20 protein-coding genes are annotated in these 19,044 nt (G+C 71.7%); 14 read left to right on the top strand and 6 right to left on the bottom strand.

Translation table 11 applies throughout. The features are described from left to right. Positions 1 to 122 precede the first annotated feature (122 nt). Entirely contained in the window at positions 123 to 872 is a 750-nt protein-coding gene (locus AC1DWP_RS12240) for an aggregation-promoting factor C-terminal-like domain-containing protein (protein WP_477614749.1), read from the top strand. 10 nt (positions 873 to 882) lie between these two features. On the opposite strand, the gene AC1DWP_RS12245 is transcribed toward AC1DWP_RS12240, so the two are convergent. Further along, complete coding sequence (locus AC1DWP_RS12245) at positions 883 to 2,307, bottom strand: class II fumarate hydratase (protein WP_477614750.1); 1,425 nt, start codon at positions 2,305 to 2,307, stop codon at positions 883 to 885. Positions 2,308 to 2,379: 72 nt separating this feature from the next. Continuing rightward, entirely contained in the window at positions 2,380 to 3,351 is a 972-nt protein-coding gene (gene coaA, locus AC1DWP_RS12250) for a type I pantothenate kinase (RefSeq protein WP_477614751.1), read from the bottom strand. Positions 3,352 to 3,418: 67 nt separating this feature from the next. Between coaA and glmS the strand changes: the two genes are divergently transcribed. From glmS to tsaD, 9 genes are read left to right on the top strand one after another with little or no spacing between them, the layout of a single operon-like run. Then, on the top strand, positions 3,419 to 5,278 hold the full coding sequence (gene glmS / locus AC1DWP_RS12255) for a glutamine--fructose-6-phosphate transaminase (isomerizing) (RefSeq protein ID WP_477614752.1): 1,860 nt from the start codon (positions 3,419 to 3,421) through the stop codon (positions 5,276 to 5,278). Positions 5,279 to 5,289: 11 nt separating this feature from the next. Beyond that, positions 5,290 to 5,640, top strand: coding sequence for a holo-ACP synthase (locus AC1DWP_RS12260; protein ID WP_179421791.1), 351 nt, complete (start codon positions 5,290 to 5,292; stop codon positions 5,638 to 5,640). 3 nt (positions 5,641 to 5,643) lie between these two features. Then, positions 5,644 to 7,101 (top strand): bifunctional ADP-dependent NAD(P)H-hydrate dehydratase/NAD(P)H-hydrate epimerase, encoded by a 1,458-nt coding sequence (locus tag AC1DWP_RS12265; RefSeq protein ID WP_477614753.1) that lies wholly within the window; start codon positions 5,644 to 5,646, stop codon positions 7,099 to 7,101. Between the two features lie 29 nt (positions 7,102 to 7,130). Further along, entirely contained in the window at positions 7,131 to 8,309 is a 1,179-nt protein-coding gene (gene alr, locus AC1DWP_RS12270; protein ID WP_477614754.1) for an alanine racemase, read from the top strand. Continuing rightward, positions 8,306 to 9,478 (top strand): alpha/beta fold hydrolase, encoded by a 1,173-nt coding sequence (locus tag AC1DWP_RS12275; RefSeq protein ID WP_477614755.1) that lies wholly within the window; start codon positions 8,306 to 8,308, stop codon positions 9,476 to 9,478. Before alr ends, AC1DWP_RS12275 begins: the two co-directional genes overlap by 4 nt. Next, the gene (gene tsaE, locus AC1DWP_RS12280; RefSeq protein ID WP_477614756.1) at positions 9,471 to 9,944 is read left to right on the top strand and encodes a tRNA (adenosine(37)-N6)-threonylcarbamoyltransferase complex ATPase subunit type 1 TsaE; all 474 of its coding nucleotides are present in this window, start codon (positions 9,471 to 9,473) and stop codon (positions 9,942 to 9,944) included. Before AC1DWP_RS12275 ends, tsaE begins: the two co-directional genes overlap by 8 nt. Beyond that, complete coding sequence (gene tsaB / locus AC1DWP_RS12285; RefSeq protein WP_477614757.1) at positions 9,941 to 10,615, top strand: tRNA (adenosine(37)-N6)-threonylcarbamoyltransferase complex dimerization subunit type 1 TsaB; 675 nt, start codon at positions 9,941 to 9,943, stop codon at positions 10,613 to 10,615. The genes tsaE and tsaB overlap by 4 nt, the downstream gene beginning before the upstream one ends. Continuing rightward, the gene (gene rimI / locus AC1DWP_RS12290; RefSeq protein WP_477614758.1) at positions 10,612 to 11,076 is read left to right on the top strand and encodes a ribosomal protein S18-alanine N-acetyltransferase; all 465 of its coding nucleotides are present in this window, start codon (positions 10,612 to 10,614) and stop codon (positions 11,074 to 11,076) included. Before tsaB ends, rimI begins: the two co-directional genes overlap by 4 nt. Further along, positions 11,073 to 12,122, top strand: coding sequence for a tRNA (adenosine(37)-N6)-threonylcarbamoyltransferase complex transferase subunit TsaD (gene tsaD, locus AC1DWP_RS12295; RefSeq protein ID WP_477614759.1), 1,050 nt, complete (start codon positions 11,073 to 11,075; stop codon positions 12,120 to 12,122). The genes rimI and tsaD overlap by 4 nt, the downstream gene beginning before the upstream one ends. Before the next feature lie 45 nt (positions 12,123 to 12,167). On the opposite strand, the gene AC1DWP_RS12300 is transcribed toward tsaD, so the two are convergent. Next, positions 12,168 to 13,178 carry a glycoside hydrolase family 3 N-terminal domain-containing protein gene (locus AC1DWP_RS12300; RefSeq protein WP_477614760.1) on the bottom strand — a complete coding sequence of 337 codons (1,011 nt, stop codon included), beginning with the start codon at positions 13,176 to 13,178 and terminating at the stop codon, positions 12,168 to 12,170. A gap of 37 nt (positions 13,179 to 13,215) precedes the next feature. Here AC1DWP_RS12300 and AC1DWP_RS12305 point away from each other — a divergent pair, with 37 nt between their 5' ends. From AC1DWP_RS12305 to AC1DWP_RS12315, 3 genes are all read left to right on the top strand, one after another. After that, the gene (locus AC1DWP_RS12305) at positions 13,216 to 13,410 is read left to right on the top strand and encodes a hypothetical protein (protein ID WP_477614761.1); all 195 of its coding nucleotides are present in this window, start codon (positions 13,216 to 13,218) and stop codon (positions 13,408 to 13,410) included. A gap of 89 nt (positions 13,411 to 13,499) precedes the next feature. After that, positions 13,500 to 14,483, top strand: coding sequence for a nucleoside hydrolase (locus AC1DWP_RS12310; RefSeq protein WP_477614762.1), 984 nt, complete (start codon positions 13,500 to 13,502; stop codon positions 14,481 to 14,483). Beyond that, the gene (locus tag AC1DWP_RS12315; RefSeq protein WP_477614763.1) at positions 14,483 to 15,319 is read left to right on the top strand and encodes a ribokinase; all 837 of its coding nucleotides are present in this window, start codon (positions 14,483 to 14,485) and stop codon (positions 15,317 to 15,319) included. The genes AC1DWP_RS12310 and AC1DWP_RS12315 overlap by 1 nt, the downstream gene beginning before the upstream one ends. A gap of 104 nt (positions 15,320 to 15,423) precedes the next feature. Here the strand turns inward: AC1DWP_RS12315 and AC1DWP_RS12320 are convergent, their stop codons facing one another. From AC1DWP_RS12320 to AC1DWP_RS12330, 3 genes are all read right to left on the bottom strand, one after another. Beyond that, entirely contained in the window at positions 15,424 to 16,134 is a 711-nt protein-coding gene (locus AC1DWP_RS12320; RefSeq protein WP_477614764.1) for a VldE C-terminal domain-containing protein, read from the bottom strand. Positions 16,135 to 16,238: 104 nt separating this feature from the next. After that, positions 16,239 to 17,471, bottom strand: coding sequence for a class I SAM-dependent methyltransferase (locus AC1DWP_RS12325; protein WP_477614765.1), 1,233 nt, complete (start codon positions 17,469 to 17,471; stop codon positions 16,239 to 16,241). Positions 17,472 to 17,508: 37 nt separating this feature from the next. Then, complete coding sequence (locus tag AC1DWP_RS12330) at positions 17,509 to 18,354, bottom strand: GNAT family N-acetyltransferase (RefSeq protein WP_477614766.1); 846 nt, start codon at positions 18,352 to 18,354, stop codon at positions 17,509 to 17,511. Positions 18,355 to 18,675: 321 nt separating this feature from the next. Between AC1DWP_RS12330 and groES the strand changes: the two genes are divergently transcribed. Further along, positions 18,676 to 18,969 carry a co-chaperone GroES gene (gene groES, locus AC1DWP_RS12335; protein WP_056882342.1) on the top strand — a complete coding sequence of 98 codons (294 nt, stop codon included), beginning with the start codon at positions 18,676 to 18,678 and terminating at the stop codon, positions 18,967 to 18,969. Positions 18,970 to 19,044 lie beyond the last annotated feature (75 nt).

Consider the following 19,044-nt stretch of genomic DNA (forward strand, 5'->3'; position numbering starts at 1 on the left):
TAACGTGCCGGGACGCTGTCTGTTGGGCTGTAGCAAGCCTGTTGGGCGACTTGGCAACGACACCCCCCGGCATCGACAAAGGCCACCACGCATGCGGTGGCCTTTCCTTTGGAGGAACCCGTATGAGTCAGCCCTACCAGGGACGGCACCGCAACGGTGCGGCCCACGGCAGGAAAGCCTCTCGATCCTCCGGCCTCACCAAGGCGATCCGCCGCCCCGCGGTGACCTCGAGCGTGCTGCTCGCGGTCATCGCCACGACCGCTGCCGGCTACCAGGCGGCGGACCAGCGACAGACCGGCGCTGCCGCGTTCACGGTGAGCACCGAGGCCATCGCCCAGGCCAACGAGCTCGCCGATGCCCAGATCGAGGACACCGCTCGGCTGGCCGCTGACCGCAACGAGACGAACGCGAGCATGGCCGCGGCCCAGGAGAAGGACCGCATCGCCGCGATTGCCGCGGCCCAGGCCGCCGCCACCGCGCGCCGCGAGGCCGCCGAGAAGGTGGCCCGCGACAAGGCCCGCAAGGCGCTCGAGGCCAAGAAGCAGGCCATCCTCGAGAACGCCCAGAGCGACCCCCGCGCCGCTGCTCGCGCGCTCCTCCCCGAGTTCGGGTTCGACCAGGGCCAGTGGAGCTGCCTCGACAGCCTCTGGATGGGCGAGAGCGGCTGGAACTACAAGGCCACCAACTCCTCGTCCGGCGCCTACGGCATCCCGCAGTCGCTACCCGCCTCCAAGATGGGCACCGTCGCCTCGGACTACCTGACCAACCCGGCGACCCAGATCCGCTGGGGCCTGCAGTACATCAAGAGCTCGTACGGCACGCCGTGTGGCGCGTTGAACGCGTGGCAGAGCCGCTCCCCGCACTGGTACTGAGCCACACCGCTCAGCGTGGCGGTCGGGTCATGGCGAGCACGTCGAGCGCTTCGTCGAGCTGCTGCTCAGTGAGCTCGCCGCTGGCCACGTGGCCGCGCTCGATCACGACGTCGCGGATGGAGCGTCGCTCCTTGATCGACTGCTTGGCCACAGCGGCAGCGGCCTCATAGCCGATGTAGCGGTTCAGCGGGGTGACGATCGACGGAGAGCCCTCGGCCAGGTCCCTGGCGCGCTCGACGTCCGCCTCGATACCCGCGACGCAGCGGTCGGCCAACAGCCTGGACGTCGCTGCCAGCAGTGCCGCGGACTCGAGGATGTTGCGTGCCATCACGGGCAGCATGACGTTGAGCTCGAAGGCGCCCGAGGCGCCGGCCACCGTGATGGTCGTGTCGTTGCCGATGACCTGGGCGCAGGCCATCAGGGTGGCCTCCGGCAGCACCGGGTTGACCTTGCCGGGCATGATGCTCGACCCGGGCTGCAGGTCGGGCAGGTGGATCTCGCCGAGACCCGACCGTGGACCGGAGGACATCCAGCGCAGGTCGTTGCAGATCTTGGTCAGGCTCACGGCGACGACCTTGAGCGCCCCGCTGAGCTCGACGACGGCATCCTGCGCGGACTGGGCCTCGAAGTGGTCGGCGGCCTCCCGGAAGTCCACCCCGGTCTGGCTGCTCACCCGCTCGATGACGGCCGGCGCGAACCCCGGTGCCGCGTTCAGGCCGGTCCCGGCCGCCGTGCCGCCGAGGGGCAGCTCCGCCGTCGCCTGCGCCGCGACCAGGACGCGGTCGGCGCCCAGCTCGACCTGCCTGGCATAGCCACCGAACTCCTGTCCGAGCGTGACCGGCACCGCGTCCATGAGGTGCGTGCGGCCGGCCTTGACGACCTCGGCGAACTGGGTCTCCTTGGCCCGCAACGCCTTGGCGAGGTGCCTCAGGCTGGGTGCGAGGTCGCGGTGCACGGCCAGGGTGGCTGCGATGCGCAGCGCACTCGGGAACGTGTCGTTGCTCGACTGCCCCGCGTTGACGTGGTCGTTGGGGTGGACGGCGTCGCCGGAGGCCAGGTGAGCGATCCGGGCGACGACCTCGTTGACGTTCATGTTGGTCGAGGTGCCCGACCCCGTCTGGAAGACGTCGATGGGGAACTGGTCGTCGTGCCCGCCCTGCGCCACCTCGGAGGCAGCGGCCGCGATGGCTCCAGCCATGGCGGGCTCGACCACCCCGAGCTCGGCGTTGACCTCGGCGGCGGCGGCCTTGAGCAGGGCGAGCGCGTGGATCACCCCGGCGGGAACAGGCTGCCCGGAGATGGGGAAGTTCTCGACCGCACGCGCGGTCTGGGCGCCCCACAGGGCGTCGACGGGCACCTCCACGTCCCCCATCGAGTCGTGCTCGGTGCGTGTGGCAGGGGCGGTGGGTTGCACGCGGTCGGAAGCGGACGGCATACCCCCATCATGCGCCCGAGCCCAGCCCTCGGGTGAGGTATGCCGCGTGGTCGGCTACGCGGCGTGTGGCGGCTAGAGCTTGCGGAGGCGGATCCGACGCACGCTGTGGTCCTTGCCCTTGGCGAGCACCAGGGTCGCTCTGCTGCGGGTGGGCAGCACGTTCTCGCGCAGGTTGACCTCGTTGATCTCCCGCCAGATCCGCGCGGCGGTGTCGCGGGCCTGCTCGTCGGACAGCACGGCGTAGCGGTGGAAGTACGAGTGGGGATCGGCGAAGGCCGTCTCGCGGAGGCGCAGGAACCGCTCGACGTACCACTGCCGGATGTCGTCGAGGTGGGCGTCCACGTAGACCGAGAAGTCGAAGAAGTCGCTCACCGCCAGACCGGTGCGTCCGTCCTCCTGGAGCCGCGGCGCCTGCAGGACGTTGAGGCCTTCCACGATGAGCACGTCGGGCTGGCGGACGACGACGCGCTCGCCGGGCACGATGTCGTAGGTCAGGTGTGAGTAGACCGGTGCGCTGACCTCGGCCTTGCCGGACTTGACCTCAGCCACGAACCGCAGCAGCGCTCGACGGTTGTAGGACTCGGGGAAACCCTTGCGTTGCAGCAGGTTCCGACGCTCGAGCTCGGCATTGGGGTAGAGGAAGCCGTCGGTCGTGATGAGCTCGACCTCAGGCGTCCCCGGCCAGCGGGACAGCAGCTCCTTGAGCAGGCGAGCGGTCGTGGACTTGCCCACGGCGACCGACCCCGCGACGCCGATCACGAAGGGCGTCTTGGCAGGGCTCTCGCCGAGGAAGTCGCCCGTGATCCGGTGCAGCCCGGCCGTGGCGCCGACGTAGAAGTTCAGGAGGCGCGAGAGGGGGAGGTAGACCTCCTCGACCTCGGCGAGGTCGACCCGCTCGCCCAGCCCCTGGACCCGGCTCACGTCGTCGGCGTCGAGGTTGAGCGGCTGGTTCTCCCGCAGCCGGGCCCAGGCGGCACGGTCCAGCTCGACGTAGGGCGAGGGAAGGGCGCCGTTGCCGTTCGCGGGGTGGCTCACAGGCGCCATTCTTGCTCACGGGCTCGCAGACCCTTGGATGCAGTCCGCGAGGCGGTCGACGGTTAGGCTGCCTCCCATGTGCGGAATCGTCGGATACGTCGGCCCGAACGCGGACGGCAAAGCGCTGGACGTCGTGATGGAGGGGCTGGCCCGCCTCGAGTACCGGGGCTACGACTCGGCGGGCGTCGCCCTGGTCACGACCGACGGGGTCTCGAGCGAGAAGCGCGCCGGCAAGCTGGTCAACCTCCAGGAGGCGCTGGACGCGGACCACCTCCCGGGCGCGACGACGGGCATCGGTCACACCCGCTGGGCGACGCACGGCGGGCCGACCGACCGGAACGCCCACCCGCACCGCGCCGGTGAGGACGGCAAGCTCGCCCTCATCCACAACGGCATCATCGAGAACTTCCACCAGCTCAAGAACGCCCTCCTCGCCGACGGCGCGACCTTCGAGAGCGAGACCGACACCGAGGTCGCAGCCCACCTGGTGGCCCGCGAGTACGCCACCACGGGGGACCTCACCGAGGCCATGCGGAACGTCGTGAACCGCCTGGAGGGCGCCTTCACCCTGCTGGCGGTGCACGCCGACAGCCCCGGCGTCGTCGTCGGAGCCCGACGGAACAGCCCCCTCGTCGTGGGGCTGGGCGAGGGCGAGAACTTCCTTGGCTCGGATGTGGCGGCCTTCATCGGGCACACCCGCAACGCCCTCGAGCTCGGCCAGGACCAGATCGTCACGATCACGCCCGACTCCTACTCGGTGATCGACTTCGACGGCACGCCCGCCGAGGGCAAGCACTACGAGGTCACCTGGGACGCCGCCGCCGCCGAGAAGGGTGGCTACGCGACGTTCATGGAGAAGGAGATCTACGACCAGCCGCACGCCGTCGGCGACACCCTGCTGGGCCGCACCGACATCGACGGGCGACTGGTGCTCGACGACATGTCGATCACCGAGGACCAGCTGCGGGGCGTCGACCGCATCACGATCGTGGCCTGCGGCACCGCGGCCTACGCCGGGATGGTCGCCAAGTACGCCATCGAGCACTGGACCCGGATCCCCGTCGAGGTCTCCCTCGCCCACGAGTTCCGCTACAGCGACCCCATCGCCACGGAACGCACGCTGGTCGTGTCGATCAGCCAGTCCGGCGAGACGATGGACACCCTGATGGCCGTCAAGCACGCCCGCGAGCTGGGCGCGCTCACCCTGTCCATCTGCAACACGCACGGCTCGACCATCCCGCGCGAGTCCGACGCCGTGCTCTACACGCACGCCGGTCCCGAGATCGCGGTCGCCTCGACCAAGGCCTTCCTCGCGCAGATCACCGCCTGCTACATCCTCGGGCTCTACCTCGCACAGCTGCGGGGCGGCACCTTCGCCGACGACGCGCAGTCGGTCATGAAGGAGCTCCACGAGATCCCGGCCAAGCTCGAGGACCTGCTCGGTCGGATGGACCGGGTCAAGGAGATCGCCCGGTTCATGGCCGACACGCGGTCGGTGCTCTTCCTCGGCCGGAACGTCGGCTTCCCCGTTGCCCTCGAGGGAGCGCTCAAGCTAAAGGAGCTCGCCTACATCCACGCCGAGGGGTTCGCGGCGGGTGAGCTCAAGCACGGCCCGATCGCCCTCATCGAGGCTGGGCAGCCGGTCTTCATCGTGGTCCCCGGCCCGGGCACCCCGCACGAGCTGCACAAGAAGGTCGTCTCCAACATCCAGGAGATCCGCGCCCGTGGCGCCCGCACCATCGTGGTCGCCGAGGACGGTGACGAGGACGTGGTGCCCTTCGCCGACGAGGTGATCCGGGTGCCCGCGACGTCGCCGCTGCTGGCGCCGCTGCTGACCGTCGTGCCCCTGCAGGTCTTCGCGCTGCACCTGTCCTCGGCCAAGGGCCTGGACGTCGACCAGCCCCGCAACCTCGCCAAGAGCGTCACCGTCGAGTGATCGGCCACTAGGTGATCGTCGGGGTCGGGATCGACGTCGTCGACGTGGAGCGCTTCGGGCAGACGCTCGAACGCACGCCCGGCCTGCTCGACCGCCTGTTCACCGACGAGGAGCGCTCCCTGCCGCTCAACTCGCTCGCCGCGCGGTTCGCCGCCAAGGAGGCGCTGGCCAAGGCGCTTGGCGCACCCGTCGGCCTCCAGTGGCACGACGCCACGGTGCGACGCGGCGACGACGGCCGCCCACACCTTCAGGTCACCGGCACCGTCGAGGCTCGCGCCGAGGCCCTCGGCGTGCACGCGATGCACATCTCGCTGTCGCACGACGCGGGGATCGCCTCGGCCGTCGTCATCGCGGAGGGCTGAGCAGTGCTGAGGGCCTGGTCGGCGCAGCGCGTCCGCGCCGCCGAGGAAGCCCTGATGGGCGAGCTCGCCGATGGCGAGCTCATGGCACGCGCAGCCGCAGGGCTCGCCGAGGTGTGCCGTGCCCGACTCGAAGCCTCCGGGGGCACCCGCGTCGTGGTCCTCGCCGGGCCGGGCAACAACGGCGCAGATGCGTTGTATGCCGCGGCCCACCTCGCGGAGGACGGCTACGACTGCGTTGCGCTGCAAGGGAACTGGCCTCTGGGCATCGGCGACGCGACCTCGTGGCAGGCGGCCGGCGTGAGGGTCGTGGCCGTGGACGGCGACTGGGCGGCCCCGCTCGCCGCCGCCGACCTCCTCGTCGACGGGCTGCTGGGGATCGGAGGCAGACCGGGGCTGCCGGAGGCTGCCATCGCGTGGGTCGACGCCATCCCCGAGTCGGCCTACGTCGTCAGCGTCGACCTGCCGTCGGGTCAGGACCCGGCGGGTGAGAGTGCTTCGGACACAGGGGTTTTCGCCGACGAGACGGTGACCTTCGGCGTGGCCAAGCCGGTGCACCTGCTCCCTGCGACCGAGGCTGCCGTCGGGCGGCTGACGGTCATCGACATCGGGCTCGTGCTGGACGGTCCACCCGACGTCGAACGCCTCGACTTCTCCGACGTGGCGCGCCTCTGGCCGGTCCCCACGGCCACCGACGACAAGTACTCCCGCGGTGTCCTCGGAGTGGTCGCCGGCGGTGAGGACTACACGGGGGCGGCCATCCTGTGCTGCACGGCTGCGGTCGGTGCCGGCCTGGGCATGCTGCGCTACGTCGGCACGCCGACCCCGACCGGCCTGGTCCGGGCGGCCATCCCCGAGGCCGTCCACGGCGAGGGGCGCGTTCAGGCCTGGGTGGTTGGCCCCGGGATCGACACCGCCTCGCGGGCGCGGGGCAGCAAGGCCCAGCTCGATGTCGCCCGCGCCGCCCTGGATTCCGACCTGCCGGTCCTCGTCGACGCTGGCGGTCTGGACCTGGTCGACGGGACGCGCGGAGGACCCATCCTGCTGACCCCTCACGCGGGCGAGCTGTCCCGGCTGCTCACCCGACTCGAGGGCTCCGAGACCACCCGTGAGGCGGTCCAGGCGGACCCGGTCGGCCATGCTCGCCGCGCGGCCGACCTCACCGGCGCCACCGTCCTGCTCAAGGGCGCCACCACCCTCGTCGTGCCACCCACGGGCTCAGGTCTCCCGGTCCGCTCCCAGAACGACGCACCCCCCTGGCTCGCCACGGCTGGAGCCGGTGACGTGCTCGCCGGAGTCTGTGGGGCCCTCCTCGCTGCGGGGCTCTCGCCGCTGGACGCCGGCAGCCTGGGGGCTCTGGTGCACGGCGTCGCCGCGGACGGGGCCAACCCCGGAGGTCCGGTGCGCGCACTCGCCGTCGCCCACGGCATACCCGCGACGGTCGCGCACCTGCTCACGCGCTGACTCCCGCCCTCGTGAAAGACTGGGCGGCGATGAGCAACACCACGATCAGCACCCCCCCAGCCCCGGCCCCGCCGGGGCTGCCCGCGTGCGCCCAGGTGGACCTGTCCGCGATCAGCGCCAACGTCGCGGCCCTCAAGCGCCTGGCCGGCGGCGCCGAGGTGATGGCGGTCGTCAAGGCCGACGCCTACGGCCACGGCCTGGTGCCCAGTGCCCGCGCCGCCCTGCGCGGGGGAGCCGCGTGGCTCGGCGTGGCCCAGCTGCCCGAGGCCGTCGAGCTGCGCCGCGCCGGGATCGAGGCGCCGCTGCTGTCGTGGCTGCACGTGCCCGGCCAGGACTTCGTCGAAGCCGTCGAGCTCGGCATCGACCTCGGCGTCTCCACGACGTGGGCCCTCGACCAGGTGCTGGCCGCCGCCACCACCACGGGACGAACGGCGCGGGTCCACCTCAAGGTCGACACCGGGCTAGGCCGCAACGGCGCCTGGGACTCCGACCTGGACGAGCTGCTGACCACCCTGGCCTCGGCCCAGGCCGAGCGGGCAGTCGAGCTCGTGGGGCTGTTCAGCCACTTCGCCTACGCCGACGCCCCGCAGCACCCGACGGTCAAGGCCCAGCAGGAGCGGTTCGAGGGGATCGTCGACCAAGCTGAGCGCGCCGGCCTGACGCCCGAGGTGAGGCACCTGGCCAACTCGGCGGCCACCCTCACCAACCCGTCTGCCCACTATGACCTCGTGCGTCCGGGAGTCTCCGTCTACGGCCTCTCTCCGGTCCCCGAGCTGGGGGCGCCCGAGGACTTCGGCCTGCGTGAGGCCATGCGGCTCGTCGCCCGGCTGTCCAGCGTGAAGGACTCCCCTGCGGGGCAGGGGGTGTCCTACGGTCACGTCTACACCACGACCCAGGAGACCAGGCTCGGGCTGGTGCCGATGGGCTACAGCGACGGCGTGCCGCGGCACGCCACCAGCGTCGGACCGGTGCAGGTCGGCGGACGCCGGTATGCCGTGGCGGGACGGGTCTGCATGGACCAGTTCGTCCTCGACCTGGGTCCCGACAGCACTGCGCAGGCTGGGGACGAGGCCGTCCTCTTCGGCGTCGGAGTGGCCGGGGAGCCCACCGCGCAGGACTGGGCAGCTGCGATCGACACCATCAACTACGAGATCGTGACGCGAGTCGGCGCCAGGGTGCCTCGGGTCTACCTCGGGGGCGACCTGTGAGCCCCACGAACCGCAGCCTGGCCGGCTTGGGCATCGGTCTGGCCGCCGCCGGCGTCGCCACGGCCGCCGGCATCGCGGCGGGCCGGGTCAGCAAGGAACGCCACGCGCGCCTCTCGGTCCTTGCCCCCGTCGGTGCCTACGCCCACACACCTGACAAGGAGCTCGTCGTCGTCGCGGACGACGGCGTGCCCCTGCACGTCGAGATCGACGAACCGGCGGCCGACACCGCGTCTCCCGAGAAGCCGACGGTGGTCTTCTCCCACGGCTTCTGCCTCAGCCTCGAGAGCTGGGTCCTCCAGCGCAAGGCGCTGGTCAGGGACGGCCACCGCGTGGTCGCGTGGGACCAGCGGGGGCACGGGCGCTCGGGGCGGGGCAGCGAGGCCTCCTGTGACATCGACCAGCTCGGCCGCGACCTGCACCGCGTCATCGAGGAGGCCGCACCCGAGGGGCAGCTCGTCCTCATCGGTCACTCGATGGGTGGCATGACGACGATGGCCCTCGCCGACCAGGACCCGGACCTGATCCGCGACCGTGTGGTCGCGACGGCGTTCGTCGCGACCAGCGCGGGTGGCGCCCAGCTGGTGTCGCTCGGCTTCGGCCAGTACTTCGGCAAGCTCGTGGGCCGCTTCGGCCCGGGGGTCCTTGACCGCCTCTCGTCCCGGCCCGGGCTGGTCCGCACGGCCCTGCGGGCCGGTCGTGACATCGAGGAGTTCCTGGTCGAGCGGTGGAGCTTCGCCTCGCCCGTGCCGCCCATCGCGGTCCGGCTGACCGCAGACATGATCTTCGGCACCCCGCTCGACGTGATGGCGGACTTCCTGCCGACCTTCGACCAGCACGACAAGCGCGATGCCCTCGTGCACTTCCACGGCGTGGAGGTGTTGGTGCTCAACGGAGTTCACGACGTCCTCACGCCTCCCGACCACAGCGAGGAGATCGTCCGCCTCATCCCCGGCGCTGAGCACGTCGTGATCGAGGAGGCCGGGCACATCATCATGCTCGAGCACCCCGAGGTGCTCAACGAGCAGTTCGAGTCGCTCATCGACCGAGGCATGCGGGCGGCCGCCGAGGGTGTGCGGGTCGCACGCAAGCCGCGGGTCCGGCGCACGGTCACCGACCTCGCCAAGCGTCGCAAGGTCGCCAGGGCGCGACGCGGAGAAGGCCGTGCCTGAGCTGACCAGCCCAGACCTGCCCACCGCGGAGGACACCCGGTCGTGGGGGGTGCGCCTCGGTCGCCTGCTGACCGCCGGCGACCTCGTGGTGCTCACCGGTGGGCTCGGTGCCGGCAAGACCACGCTCACGCAGGGCATCGCCGAGGGCGTCGACGTGCGTGGCCCGATCACCTCACCCACCTTCGTGATCGCGCGGGTGCACCCGTCCCTGGTGGGCGGGCCGGCACTGGTGCACGTCGACGCCTACCGACTCGGTGGCTTCGCCGAGCTCGACGACCTCGACCTCGACGCGTCGCTGGAGGAGTCGGTGACCGTGGTCGAGTGGGGTCACGGCCTCGCGGAGGACCTCGCCGACGACCGCTTGGAGATCACGCTGTCCGGGGAGGACACCCGCCGGGCGCGAGTCCAGACCCACGGCGCCCGATGGGTCGACGCCGACCTCACGCCCCTGGGGGCGGCTGGATGAGCCGCGTCGTGCTGTCGATCGACACGTCCACGTCCGTGAGCGTGGCGGTGTCTGTTGGTTCGCGGTGGGCCTTCGGAGGGTCCGACGACCCGCGCGGTCACACCGAGAGCGTCGCGCCCCTCATGCGCGACCTCATGGCCCGTGCCGGGGTTGCCCCATCAGACGTGACGGATGTCGTCGTGGGCAACGGTCCCGGGCCCTTCACCGGGCTTCGGGTCGGCATCGTGAGCGGGCTGGTCTTCGGGCACGCCCGAGGGATCCCGGTGCACGGAGTGTGCAGCCTCGACGCCCTGGCGCAGCAGGCGGTGGAGGATGTCGGCGGCGGCGAGTTCCTCGTGGCCACTGACGCGCGACGCAAGGAGGTCTACTGGGCTCGCTACCGGGTCGACCTCGACCGCCCTGAGGAGGACCGGGCCGTGCGCCTCACCGACCCGGCCGTCGCGCGTCCCGCGGACGTGCCCGAGGAGGACCGGATGCTGCCCACCGCCGGTCGTGGCCCCGTGCTCTATCCCGAGCTCTTCCCCCGACCGGTCGAGGTCCTCGACGTCTCGGCAGGGCTGCTGGGCGGCATTGCGCTGCAACGACTTGCCGCCGGCCTCGAGCTGCCCGTGGAGCCGCTCTACCTGCGCCGCCCCGACGCGCTCACCACCGCCGAGCGGGCCAAGCGGTGACGACGACCATGCGAGACCTGCACTGGACCGACCTCGACGACCTCGTCGCCCTCGAGGGGGAGCTGTTCCCCGAGGATGCGTGGACGCCCGCCTCGCTCTGGGCCGAGCTCGCTGCCCGACCCCGACGTTCCTACGTCGTCGAGGAGGACGCCGACGGAGCGATCGTCGGCTATGCCGGCGTCGACCTCGGCGGTGAGGTCGCGGACGTCATGACCATGGCCGTCGCGCCCCGCGCGCAGGGTCGCGGCCTGGGTCGCCGGCTCCTCGAGGAGCTGGTGTCGCGCGCGAGGGCCGACCACGCGGCATACCTCATGCTCGAGGTGCGGGCCGACAACGAACCGGCCCGAAAGCTCTATGAGGCAAGGGGATTCGAGACCTTGACCGTGCGTCGGCGCTACTACCAGCCTGGCGACGTGGACGCCCACGTGATGCGGCTGACCCTCCGGGAGGTGGCGCCGTGAGCGCCGACCAGCCGCTCGTCCTCGGGCTCGAGACGTCCTGCGACGAGACGGGCGTGGGCATCGTGCGGGGCGAGACCCTGCTCGTCGACGCGATCGCCAGCAGTGTCGACGAGCACGCGAGGTTCGGCGGCGTGGTGCCCGAGGTGGCCAGCCGTGCCCACCTCGAGGCGATGGTGCCGACCATCGAGCGAGCCACCCGCGAGGCGGGCATCAAGCTCGCCGACCTGGACGCGATCGCGGTGACCTCAGGTCCCGGACTCGCCGGCGCCTTGATGGTGGGTGTGGCCGCCGCCAAGTCGCTCGCAGTCGCACTCGGCGTCCCGCTGTACGGCGTCAACCACCTCGCGTCGCACGTCGCCGTCGACATCGTCGAGCACGGCCCGCTGCCCGAACCCACCCTGGCCCTGCTCGTCTCCGGTGGGCACTCGTCCCTGCTGCTCGTGCCCGATGTCACGCACGACATCCAGTCGTTGGGGTCGACGATCGACGACGCAGCGGGCGAGGCGTTCGACAAGGTGGCGCGGGTCCTCGGGCTGCCCTTCCCGGGCGGGCCGCCCATCGACCGCATGGCGCGTGAGGGTGACCGGTTCGCGATCGACTTCCCCCGCGGGCTGACGACCGGGCGCGACATGGAGCGCTACCGGTTCGACTTCTCCTTCTCGGGGCTCAAGACCGCCGTCGCCCGCTGGGTGCAGGCGCGTGAGGCGGCGGGGGAGCCCGTGCCGGTGGCCGACGTCGCCGCGTCGTTCCAGGAGGCGGTCACCGACGTGCTGACCCGCAAGGCCGTCCTGGCCTGCAAGGAGCACGGCGTCACGAACCTTCAGATCGGTGGTGGGGTGGCAGCCAACAGCCGGCTGCGCGCCATGGCCCAGGAGCGCTGCGACGCGGCGGGCATCACGCTGCGGGTGCCGCGCCCCGGACTCTGCACCGACAACGGTGCGATGGTCGCATCGCTCGGGGCGCAGATGGTGCTCAAGGGACGAGCGCCCTCAGACCTCGGGCTCCCCGCGGACTCCTCGATGCCCGTGACGCTGGTCCAGTCCTAGCCGGTGACCCGGCAGGGCATCCCAGGGGGCCGGTGAAGGAGTCGGTCAGGAGCACTTCACAAGGCCGAGGTCGGCCTTGAGGTCGAGCACCCTCGCCGCCGCCGCGTCGACCTGGGCAGCGAAGGCCGGGCTGGCGGCCCGCCTGGCGGCGATCGCCTTGAGCATGACGGGCGCCTGCGACGCCCTGGCGGTGAGGACGATGTCGCCACCGGCAGCGATGAAACGGGTCGCCCGCTGGCCGACCGGAATCGATGACACGGCCTTGGCGGCGCCCACGTCGTCGGTGATCACGACTCCGTCGAAGCCCAGCGTGTCGCGAAGCAGCCCGGTGACCACGGCCTTGGAGAACATCGCCTGGTTGTCCGGGTCGAGCTTGGGATAGCGGGCCGAGGAGATCATGACGATCGGTGCGCCGGCACCGACTCCCGCGGCGAACGGTGCCAGGTAGGGGTCGCCGGCGTCGGTCGTCCGGTCGGTGATGCCGCTGCTGCTCACGTCGGTGTTGCCGGTGACGCGACCAAGCCCCGGGAAGTGCTTGAGGGTGGGGGCAATGCCGGCGGCGAGGGTGCCGCGGACGAAGGCCGCGGCATACCTCGCGTTGGTCGAGGGCGAACCGGGGGCGAAGTCGCGACGGTAGCGTCCGATCGGCTGGTTGGCCGCGCCCAGCGAGGTGGGCACGGTGTCCGCCACCGGTGCCAGGTTGACGTTGACGCCGGCAGCCGCGAGCTCGCGGGACCACTGCTCGACGTTCTCCTCCTCGCGGGCGACGCCGGTCGTGGCCTGGGTGCGGGCCGACGGCATCCGGGTGAACCCCGGGCCTCGCAGCTGCTGGACCTGGCCGCCCTCCTGGTCGGCGGCCACCAGCAGCCCGTCCGCGGCCGCCGTCCTCAGTCGCTTCGAGATGGTCGCCATCGAGGCGGACCCGCCGGACCACCCGCCGAGGTAGATCACCCCACCCAGCCGCTGCGACCGGATCTGGGCAGCGAGGGCACGTGAGCTGCCGGTCGGCTGGAGCCCGACCATCAGCAGCTGACCGGCCCGTTGCGGCGCGGTCATCGCGGCAGCGAGCTGCTCGCCACAGGTGGGGGCTGGGGTGGTCGTCGTGCTGGACGTGCTCGAGGTCCCAGAGCTGGAGCTGCTCGGGCTGGTGGCCGACCCCGACGAAGACCCTGAGGTACCCGAAGACCCGCTGCCCGACGACCCGCTGCCCGCGTCGCACCCTGCGGTCGCTGTGAGCGCCGCGACCGCCAGGCCGACCAGGAGGAGGCGGGCGTGGCGCGCCGGGTGAGCAGTCACGCACGGAACCTACCCCGGCCACGCAGCCGCGACGAAACCCGGACCGGGCTGCCGCCACCCCGCCTCTGGCAGGATCGCCACATGGCCATTCCCGTCGTCCTGGACGTCGACACCGGGGTCGACGACGCCTGTGCGCTGTTGTTGGCGGCGCTGCATCCAGCGCTCGACCTGCGTGCCGTGACGTGCGTGGGGGGCAACGCGGCGGTGGACGCCGTCGTGGCCAACACCCTCACCGTGCTGGACGCGGCGGACCGCGCCGACGTCCCGGTGGCCAGGGGTGCCGAACGCCCGTTGCTGGAGGAACCGGTCGACGCCAGGCACGTCCATGGCCGGGACGGGATGGGTGATCTCGACTGGGCCAGGTCCGAGCGCCGGCCCGACTCCCGCCACGCCGTCGAGCTGTTGCGCGACGTGCTCCTGGAGGCTGCCGGCCACGCCGACGACGCCCCCTGGGTCACCCTGGTCCCGCTTGCACCGCTCACCAACCTGGCCCTGCTCCTGCGCACCTATCCCAGTGTTGCCAAGGGGATTCGCGAGATCGTCTTCATGGGCGGGGCAGCGCAGGTCGGCAATGCGACAGCCTCGGCCGAGTTCAACGTCTTCCACGACCCGGAGGCCGCGGCAGTCGTGCTCGACGCCTGTGCCGACCTCGACATCCCGCTCACGATGTACGGCCTGGACGTCTTCTACGAGCCACGGGTCAGCCTCGAGACGGCCCGCACCCTGGCGGCACCGGGTGGTCACGACGCAGCCGAGCTGGCCGGCCGCCTCATCGAGTTCCAGTGTGAGCGGTTCGGGTCACCGGACGCCACGATCGGCGACGCCGGTGCCGTCTGCGCCGTCCTGGAGCCGGGAGGAGTGCGCCGTGAGCGGCTCCCGGTGCGCGTCGAGCTCGCGGGCACCTGGTCCCGCGGACGCACGATCGTCGACAGACGGGAGTGGTCAGGTGGCCTCGCCCACGACCCCCACGGCCAGGCCCGGTCCAGCATCGACGTCTGCCTCGAGGTCGACGGCCAGCGCTACGCCACCCTGTGGCTCGACACCGTCAGCGGCGGGATGCGCTGATGGGGCGGGTGGTCGTCCTCGGCTCGCTCAACGTCGACCTCGTCGCCGCGGTCGAGCGCCACCCGGGGCCGGGGGAGACCGTCCTCGCCGACGGCCCGCTGCACCGGTTCGCGGGCGGGAAGGGCGGCAACCAGGCCGTCGCGGCTGCCGCGGCCGGTGCGACAGTGGGGCTGGTCGGCGCCGTCGGGTCGGACGACGCAGGTCAGGCCTACCTGCAGCGGCTTCGCTCCCGCGGGATCGACGTCTCGGCCGTGCGCGTCGTCGACGGCACCCCCACCGGCCAGGCGTGGATCACCGTCGACGACGAGGGCGAGAACTCCATCGTGGTCATCCCCGGCGCCAACGCCCACGTCTCGGCCGACGACCTGCCGGACGCCTTGTCTGACCTCGAGCCCGGCGACGTCCTGCTGGTCCAGCTCGAGGTGCCCCTGCGGACCGTCGCAGCTGCCGCGCGCGCCGCCCACGGGCGTGGCGCCCGCGTGGTCCTCAACGCAGCCCCGTATGCCGCCCTGCCGCGCGACGTCGTGGCCCTCGCCGACCCGCTCGTGGTCAACGAGCACGAGGCGCTCCAGCTGGCCGACAGCGCTGCCGCCCCGACCTCGGTGCTGGTGACCTTCGGTGCAGCCGGGTGCAGCTGGGACGGGGAGCGGTCGGACGGCATACCCGTGGACGAGGCGGAGGTGGTCGACACGACCGGCGCTGGCGACGCGTTCTGTGGGGCCCTGGCGGCGGCACTGGCGAGCGGAGCGGACCGCGAGGCGGCCGTGAGGGCAGCGAGCCAGGCCGGCGCGGATGCGGTCCGTCACCGCGGTGCCCAGCTCGACCCCGAGCTCTAGCCAGACCAGCCGGACCGTCCGCGACTTCGGGCCATCAGTGGCTCACGAGACACGGGCAAGCCCGCCCGCGTGCCACACCGGTGGCCAGGAGTCGAGAGGACGGTCTAGTAGACCGAGACGTGCACGTGGTCGTAGTGGTTGGCCGTGGGGCTGCCACGGTCCGCCATGGCCTCCCAGGTGCCGCCCGGATTCCAGATGCGCTGGCGCCAGATGAGGTACTTGATGTTGAGGGCCCCGGCATTGGCCTGCAGGAAGCTGGCGATCTCGTTGCCCTCGGCCGTGCTGCACATGATGTCGACGGCGTGACCGCTGCCGTGGTCTCCCGGGTCGCCGGCGCGGAACCCGCCGAACGGCCCGGAGCCGGGGAACTGCTTCTTGACGGCGTTGATGACGGCAATCGCGTTCGGCGTCATGCCACCGACGTTGGACAGGCCCGCGCGTGAGGTGTTGCGCGAGACCGCCGTACTCGTGCGATCGGCCGTCGGGCTCGCGGAGGCCCGCGGCTTGCTGCGCGCGGCCGACTCGGCCTGCGCGGTGAACCCGATGACGCCGTAGCGGGTGACCCGGGCCGGTGCGGACACGGCCTGCGCCCGCGCCTCGACCGGGGGCCGAACCTGTGCGGACGTGAGCTCGAGGGTCGGGATCGACGCCGGGGCCGCGAAGGCGGTGGCCACGCCGAGAGCCGAGGCGGCGACGCCGAGACCCTTGAGCGCAGACCGGTGGCTGGGGCGTCGCCAGAGGCCAGACATGACCGCGGCGCGGCGGGTCCTGGTTGCTCGATGGCGGCCGGAGCCGGTGGTGTGAGGGGAAGGCATCGCGGTCGAGGATACGAGATGGTAACGGCGCAGGGCGAACTCCCGGCCATTTCGGGCACGGCTTGACCAGGGGTGCGTGCAGTTGCCTCCGGTTGCCGCGCCGGTCAGGCGGGTCGGACGATGATCGCGACCTGGTTGCTACGCACGCGGGTGAGGATCACGATCGCCTCGTTGTGCCCCTTCGCGGGCAGTCGCAGCTGTCGTCGCAGCAGGTCCGCGTCGACGCTGACGCCGCGCTTCTTGATGGTCAGCCGGTCGATGCCGTGGTCGCGGAGCCAGCCGCGCAACGCCTTGACGTTGAACGGCATCGCCTCCACCACGGCATACCGCTTGGCGAAGGGGACGTCGACGGACCGGCTCGACCCGACGTAGCCGACGCCGGCGTCCAGCTCGGCCCCGTCGGTCGCGGCCGTGAGTGCACCCACCAGACCGGCGCGCAGCACTGCCTTGTCAGGTTCGTAGAGCCAGCCACCCACGTCGGCGAGGTTCTGCAGCGGTGGAGCGGTGCCGTCCCCCTCTGCCTCGGTCACGACCACGGCTGGCCCGGCGTCGCGCAGCAGGGCGGCGGTGCGCCCACCAGTCCGCACCAGCGGTCCCCACCACACGACACACTCGACGACGTCGCCCTCCCAGGACGTCCACTGCGCCTCAGCGCCCGGAGGCAGGGCCGCGTGCGGGAAGCCGGGGCTCAGCTTGGCCCCGGTGGCCGGCAGTGCGCGGGCCACCTCCTGGACGGTGGGCCAGCTCGGCGAGATCTCGGCGAGGTTGAAGATCCTGCGGGTTCGGCCGCTCACGTCGGCGACGCCGGGCGTGCGTCGCGCCGGGTCGAGCCACGCCCCCACGCCGCGCGCCCCCTCACCAGCCGGCGCGGTGAACTCCTCCGCCAGCCCTTGGTATGCCGTGGAGTCCGGCCAGTGCCGCAGGTTCACCGCCGCGATCCCCGCGGTGACCTCGTCGGCGTCGATGGCCCTGACCCGCAGGTCGAGGCCCGCCATCGCCATGGCGTCCGAACCAATGCCGCACCCGAGGTCGTGCACCGTGTGGATGCCGGCGGCCCGGAAGCGCTGGGCATGCTGAGCGGCCACCGCCAGCCGGGTCGCCTGCTCGAGCCCATCGGAGGTGAGCACCATCCCGCGGGCGAACTCGCCGAACTTGTCCTGGGCCTTGGCTCGCAGCCGGGCCTGGTTCAGGGCAGCTGCGACGAGGTCCGGCTCGAACCCCGCGGTGCGCAGCCGGTGCTGCAGGCCCAAGGCGGCCGACTCGTCGTACGGCGGGAGGGACTGCAGCAGACCCCAGCCCTCGCCGGTGGTCAGCCGTCGCAGCAGGGCCAGATCCATGCCCGGCATTCTGTCGTACGCCCGGGCGGTGGGTGGACTACGGGCGTCGCCATTCGTAGGGGGTCGTGGTCGAGACCTTGAGGAAGCCGGAGCGCTCGAGGATCGGCCGGGAGAACTCGGTCGAGTCGCTGTTGATGTAGCGCTTGCCGTGGTCGATGGCCGAGCGTGCGCGCGCGGAGGTCAGGGCTCGGTAGATCCCCCGTCCGCGGAACTCGGGCAGGGTCGCGCCGCCCCAGATGCCGGCGAACTCGGTGCCGGCGACGGGCTCGAGCCGTCCGGCGCTGACGATCTGGCCGTCGTGCTCGGCCACCCACATCTCCATGTCGTCGCGGGTCCGCAGCCGGTGCAGGACCTGGTCCGCGTGGTCCTTGGCCTCCTTGGCGTCGTCGCCGAACACCTCCGCCTGCATGGAGCACATCGCCCGGATGTCGCCCTCGTCGGTCACCCGTCGGATGGCGACGCCGTCGGGCAGCGCGACGTCGACGGCGAGCAGGCGGGCCTCGCCGATCATGATCGACTCGGGTTCGTCGGGGGTGAAGCCGCGTGCGACCAGGGCCTCGTGCAGGCCGGGGGCGTGGTCGTGGCCCCGGGACTTCCACTCGACGGCCGTGATCTCGGGCATCGCCTCGTAGTGCGCGAGGGCCCCGTCCACAAGCTGTGCGACCGACTCCCTCGTGGCCGGACCGGCGTCGGTGTCGAGGGTGCGGTAGGTGATGAAGCCGTGCCCACCCATGAACGTCGCGAGCACGAGGGGGCCGAGCCGGGCGGTGGCCAGTGACGAGGGCACCTCACGCTCCTCGCGCAGCTGCTCGTCGTACGCTCGCAGCAGCACGGCGGACGTCTCGTCGGCGTTGTCGGCAGAGGTTTCGTGGGTGTCGGTCACGTGGCCGACACTGCCGCCCGCGGGCCCGACCAGGCAACTGGTTTGTCGGTCGCGCAGTCCTGCGTCGTCCGCTCGTGGCGAACGCGCCGCCAAACTCTGGCACTCGAGTTGACCGAGTGCTAACCGCGAGCCTAGATTTGCGTTGGCACTCCGGTTCGCCGAGTGCTAACGCAGCCAGTCGGTCGATCCCCGCGACGGCGACCGCCAGGCAGTGACTTCTGTGACAGAGCAACTTCTGTGCCAGAGCAAGCAGAGCACCACAGCACGACCAGCACCATCCACCTGTCCATCTTCGACATTCCCGAAGGGGAGGTCATCATCGTGTCGGTTTCCATCAAGCCGCTCGAAGACCGCATCGTCGTCAAGTCCGTCGAGGCCGAGCAGACCACCGCGTCTGGCCTCGTCATCCCGGACACCGCGAAGGAGAAGCCCCAGGAGGGCGAGGTCCTCGCGATCGGTCCCGGCCGGATCGACGACAACGGCAACCGCGTCCCGCTCGACGTCACCGTCGGCGACCGGGTCATCTACAGCAAGTACGGCGGCACCGAGATCAAGCACGGCGGCGAGGAGTACCTCATCCTCTCCGCCCGCGACGTCCTCGCCATCGTCGGCTGAGCATCCGCACCGCGTGAGTGACGTGCCCTGTATGCCGGCTTGCCGGCATACAGGGCACGTTGCCTTCAATCCCTC

Source organism: Pedococcus sp. P2_F6 (assembly GCF_056403675.1).

What these genes read in the sequence shown, in the direction of transcription:
- AC1DWP_RS12240 (WP_477614749.1), top strand. Translation starts at nt 123, where the DNA reads ATGAGTCAGCCCTACCAGGGACGGCACCGCAACGGTGCGGCCCACGGC.
- AC1DWP_RS12245 (WP_477614750.1), bottom strand. Translation starts at nt 2,307, where the DNA reads ATGCCGTCCGCTTCCGACCGCGTGCAACCCACCGCCCCTGCCACACGC.
- coaA (WP_477614751.1), bottom strand. Translation starts at nt 3,351, where the DNA reads ATGGCGCCTGTGAGCCACCCCGCGAACGGCAACGGCGCCCTTCCCTCG.
- glmS (WP_477614752.1), top strand. Translation starts at nt 3,419, where the DNA reads ATGTGCGGAATCGTCGGATACGTCGGCCCGAACGCGGACGGCAAAGCG.
- alr (WP_477614754.1), top strand. Translation starts at nt 7,131, where the DNA reads ATGAGCAACACCACGATCAGCACCCCCCCAGCCCCGGCCCCGCCGGGG.
- tsaB (WP_477614757.1), top strand. Translation starts at nt 9,941, where the DNA reads ATGAGCCGCGTCGTGCTGTCGATCGACACGTCCACGTCCGTGAGCGTG.
- AC1DWP_RS12300 (WP_477614760.1), bottom strand. Translation starts at nt 13,178, where the DNA reads ATGACCGCGCCGCAACGGGCCGGTCAGCTGCTGATGGTCGGGCTCCAG.
- AC1DWP_RS12310 (WP_477614762.1), top strand. Translation starts at nt 13,500, where the DNA reads ATGGCCATTCCCGTCGTCCTGGACGTCGACACCGGGGTCGACGACGCC.
- AC1DWP_RS12315 (WP_477614763.1), top strand. Translation starts at nt 14,483, where the DNA reads ATGGGGCGGGTGGTCGTCCTCGGCTCGCTCAACGTCGACCTCGTCGCC.
- AC1DWP_RS12320 (WP_477614764.1), bottom strand. Translation starts at nt 16,134, where the DNA reads ATGCCTTCCCCTCACACCACCGGCTCCGGCCGCCATCGAGCAACCAGG.
- AC1DWP_RS12325 (WP_477614765.1), bottom strand. Translation starts at nt 17,471, where the DNA reads ATGGATCTGGCCCTGCTGCGACGGCTGACCACCGGCGAGGGCTGGGGT.